Annotated in this window: 3 protein-coding genes; 1 reads left to right on the top strand and 2 read right to left on the bottom strand. The window is 64.6% G+C overall.

Annotated elements, in window-relative coordinates:
- A partial coding sequence (gene proS, locus RMO18_RS01975; protein ID WP_309663644.1) for a proline--tRNA ligase occupies positions 1 to 1,290 on the top strand: 1,290 nt, incomplete at its 5' end.
- A gap of 86 nt (positions 1,291 to 1,376) precedes the next feature.
- Here proS and RMO18_RS01980 read toward each other — a convergent pair.
- Complete coding sequence (locus tag RMO18_RS01980; RefSeq protein WP_309663645.1) at positions 1,377 to 2,090, bottom strand: hypothetical protein; 714 nt, start codon at positions 2,088 to 2,090, stop codon at positions 1,377 to 1,379.
- A 77-nt stretch (positions 2,091 to 2,167) separates the two neighbouring features.
- The gene (locus RMO18_RS01985; RefSeq protein ID WP_309663646.1) at positions 2,168 to 3,121 is read right to left on the bottom strand and encodes an NADP-dependent oxidoreductase; all 954 of its coding nucleotides are present in this window, start codon (positions 3,119 to 3,121) and stop codon (positions 2,168 to 2,170) included.
- Positions 3,122 to 3,295: the final 174 nt, after the last annotated feature.

Consider the following 3,295-nt stretch of genomic DNA (forward strand, 5'->3'; position numbering starts at 1 on the left):
GAGGCCCAGATCGTCTCGCACCGCTACATGCTGCGCGCCGGGATGATCAAGCAGCAGGCGGCAGGGATCTATTCCTGGCTGCCGCTTGGCCTGCGCGTCCTGCGCCGGATCGAGCAGATCGTGAACGAGGAACAGCAGCGCGCCGGGCACATCCCCCTTCTGATGCCCACGCTGCAGCCCGCCGACCTGTGGCGCGAGTCAGGCCGCTATGACGACTACGGCCAGGAAATGCTGCGCATCAAGGACCGGCAGGACCGCGAGATGCTGTACGGCCCCACCAACGAAGAGATGATCACCGACATCTTCCGCGCCCATGTGTCCAGCTACAAGGACCTGCCGCTGACCCTTTATCACATCCAGTGGAAGTTCCGTGACGAGATGCGCCCCCGCTTCGGGGTGATGCGCGGGCGCGAGTTCCTGATGAAGGACGGCTACAATTTCGACGTCGACAAGGCCGCCGCCCTGCACGCCTACAACCGCCACATGGTCAGCTACTTGCGCACCTACGAACGGATGGGTCTGACCGCGATCCCGATGCGGGCGGACAGCGGCCCAATCGGCGGCGACGACACGCACGAGTTTCTGGTCCTGGCTTCCACCGGCGAGTCCGAGGTGTTCTTCGACAGTGCCGTGACCGAGTTGAAGCTGGGCAACCGCGAGGTCGACTACGACAATCGTGACGCAGTGGCAGCGGTCTGCAAGGAGTTCACCACGCTGTACGCCCGCACCGACGAGACCCATGACCCGGCCCTGTTCGATGCGATCCCCGAGGCGCGCCGCAAGGTGGCGCGGGGGATCGAGGTGGGGCAGATCTTTTACTTCGGCACCAAGTATTCCGAGGCAATGGGGGCCACGGTCATCACTGCAGACGGATCAAAAGTGCCGGTTGAAATGGGATCGCACGGGATCGGCGTGTCGCGCCTGCTGGGCGCGATCATCGAGGCGAGCCACGACGACAAGGGGATCATCTGGCCCGAAGGCGTGACGCCGTTCCCGGTGGGGATCGTCAACCTGAAGCAGGGGGATGCGGCGGCGGATGCGGCCTGCGAGGGGCTGTACAAGGCGCTGGCGGCCAAGGGGCTGGAGGCGCTGTATGATGACCGGGACGAGCGGGCCGGGGCAAAGTTTGCCACGATGGATCTGATCGGCCTGCCGTGGAGGATCACGGTGGGGCCGCGGGGGCTGGCGAATGGGGTGGTCGAACTGACCTCGCGGCGGACGGGGGTCAGCGAGGAAATGCCCCCCGAGGCGGCGGTGGCGCGGGTGGCGGAGATTTATTCGGGGGTGTGATGTTCGGGGGTGTGATGATCGTGATGTCCACGCGTGGACATCACTGTCACATCAATAATATCAATGGCTTAGAATAGACGTCTTTACTAACTTTTAACGATTGGACCCAGCGCTGCAGGCAGTGTCCTGCGGTACATTTCGCACAGGACGGCGACGGCGAGGATGGTGGTGAAGAAGCCCAGCGTGCGGATCAGGATGAACCAAGCAAGGGTTGCTGCGCTGTCCCCCTGCATGCCGGCGTTGTCCAGAACTGCGCCGACCTTGTAAAGCAGCGCGATCAACACCGCGCCGAACAGAGCCGGGCCGATAAGCAGCCGCCACAGCGTCTGAAAGCCGGAGCGCAGGCCTTGTGACACCCGGTAGCTGCCGTCGCGCACGACGAGGGCGGGAAGTGTCGTGCCAAAAAAGCTGAGTGCAATGAGGTAGAGTGGCATGGCCAACAGGAGCATCGCGCCGATGATGCGAGGCGCCGGGCTGCCACCGGGCATGATCTGAAGCGCGAGGATCAGCGCCAGTCCAAAGGGAACCAATATCAACGCCCCGGACAAAAGAATGAACCAGCCGAACTTCATTGGTGGCGCGCCCGCGTCGGGTTTTTGGCGGGTGAGACTGAAAGCCTCGCCAAACAGGAAGTGGCGGTGAAAGAAGTAGGCGAGGATGGCCAGAGCGATGAAGGTTACTGAGCTTTCCGATTTGGGCTGCAGGTACCAAATACATGTTTCGATAACTGCGGCGAAAAGCACGAGGGCGGGCAAGGACGCGAAGAAATAGCGCCACGATTTGCGATAGATATCAAGCAAAGAAGCCACCCCTGTCTTTTGGGCGAGGGTGGTTCGGGCGTTGCGCTGTGTTAAGAAATCCCAGCAGCCCTGCCGGTCTACATCACCACGACGAGGTTGCCGGGCTTGTGAAAGCTTTCGGCAATGGCATGCGCCTTGACCAGTTCTGCGAACGGCAGGACCGGGCCTACCACTGGCGTATACCCCCCGGCCTGATGCAGGGCCAACAGGCGCTGCATCGCGGGCAGGTCGTCCTTGTTGGTCCCGGTCATGAAGTGCCGCCCCTCGCGCCGGGGGCGCAGGGCAGAGCCGAGCATCTGTGCCAGATCGGCGGTGATCAGGACCAACCTGCCGCCGGGGGCGAGCAGGGAGCGTGCTCCCGGCCAGCCCAGCGAGCCCATGACATCCACGATCACGTCGAAGGGGCCGGGGGGCGTTCCCTTGCGGTAGTCGGTCACCTCGGCCGCGCCAAGGCTGCGAGCGAGCGCGTGGTTCGCCGGTGACGCGGTCGCCGCCATTTGCGCGCCAAGGTGACGGCCAATCTGCAGGGCGGCCCCACCCACGGCGCCGGTTGCGCCCGCAACCAGAAGACGCTCACCGGGGGCAAGTTTCGCCCGGTCGATCAGGAACTCGGCGGCCGTGAGCCCGCCGAAGAAGAAGGCGGCACCCTGTTCGAAGGACAGGCTGTCGGGCAGGGGCAAAAGGGTGCCGCTGGCCTTGATCACCAGGTACTCGCGATGCGCGCCGCCCTTGAAGCCGGTCAGGCCAAAGACCCTTTGGCCTTTGGTGAAGGCCGAGGTGCCGGGGTCGGCGACCTCGCCGGCGAAGGCCCAGCCGGGGGCAACGCGGGGTCGGCGCAGGCCGATAGCCAGCCGCAACATCAGGCCCAGACCGCGCGGCACTTTGCCTGAGCGCAGGCGCGCGTCGCCTGCCGTGACAGGGGCGGCGCGGACGCGGATCAAAACCTCGCCCGGCCTTGGGGTCGGGATCGGGGCTTTGGTCAGGGCAATGGTTTCGGGGCCGCCATAGGCGGTGTAGCTTGCGATTTTCATGCGGGAACCCGGGGGGTTGAACGGGAGGAGTAGCGGACGATCACTTCGCCGATGACGATGGCCATGACCCAGGAGCCGACAAAGAGGATGTCGGAAGCCAGACCCATCGGGGGTTGGCCGGTGACGAGGTAGATCGGGAAGAACACCAGGCCCACGGCCCCCAACCCCATGCCG

This window comes from Tabrizicola sp., assembly GCF_031377265.1.
Taxonomy (GTDB): domain Bacteria; phylum Pseudomonadota; class Alphaproteobacteria; order Rhodobacterales; family Rhodobacteraceae; genus JAUYQR01.

Excerpts from the sequence above, each read along its gene's own strand:
- RMO18_RS01985 (WP_309663646.1), bottom strand. The coding sequence starts at position 3,121 with ATGAAAATCGCAAGCTACACCGCCTATGGCGGCCCCGAAACCATTGCC.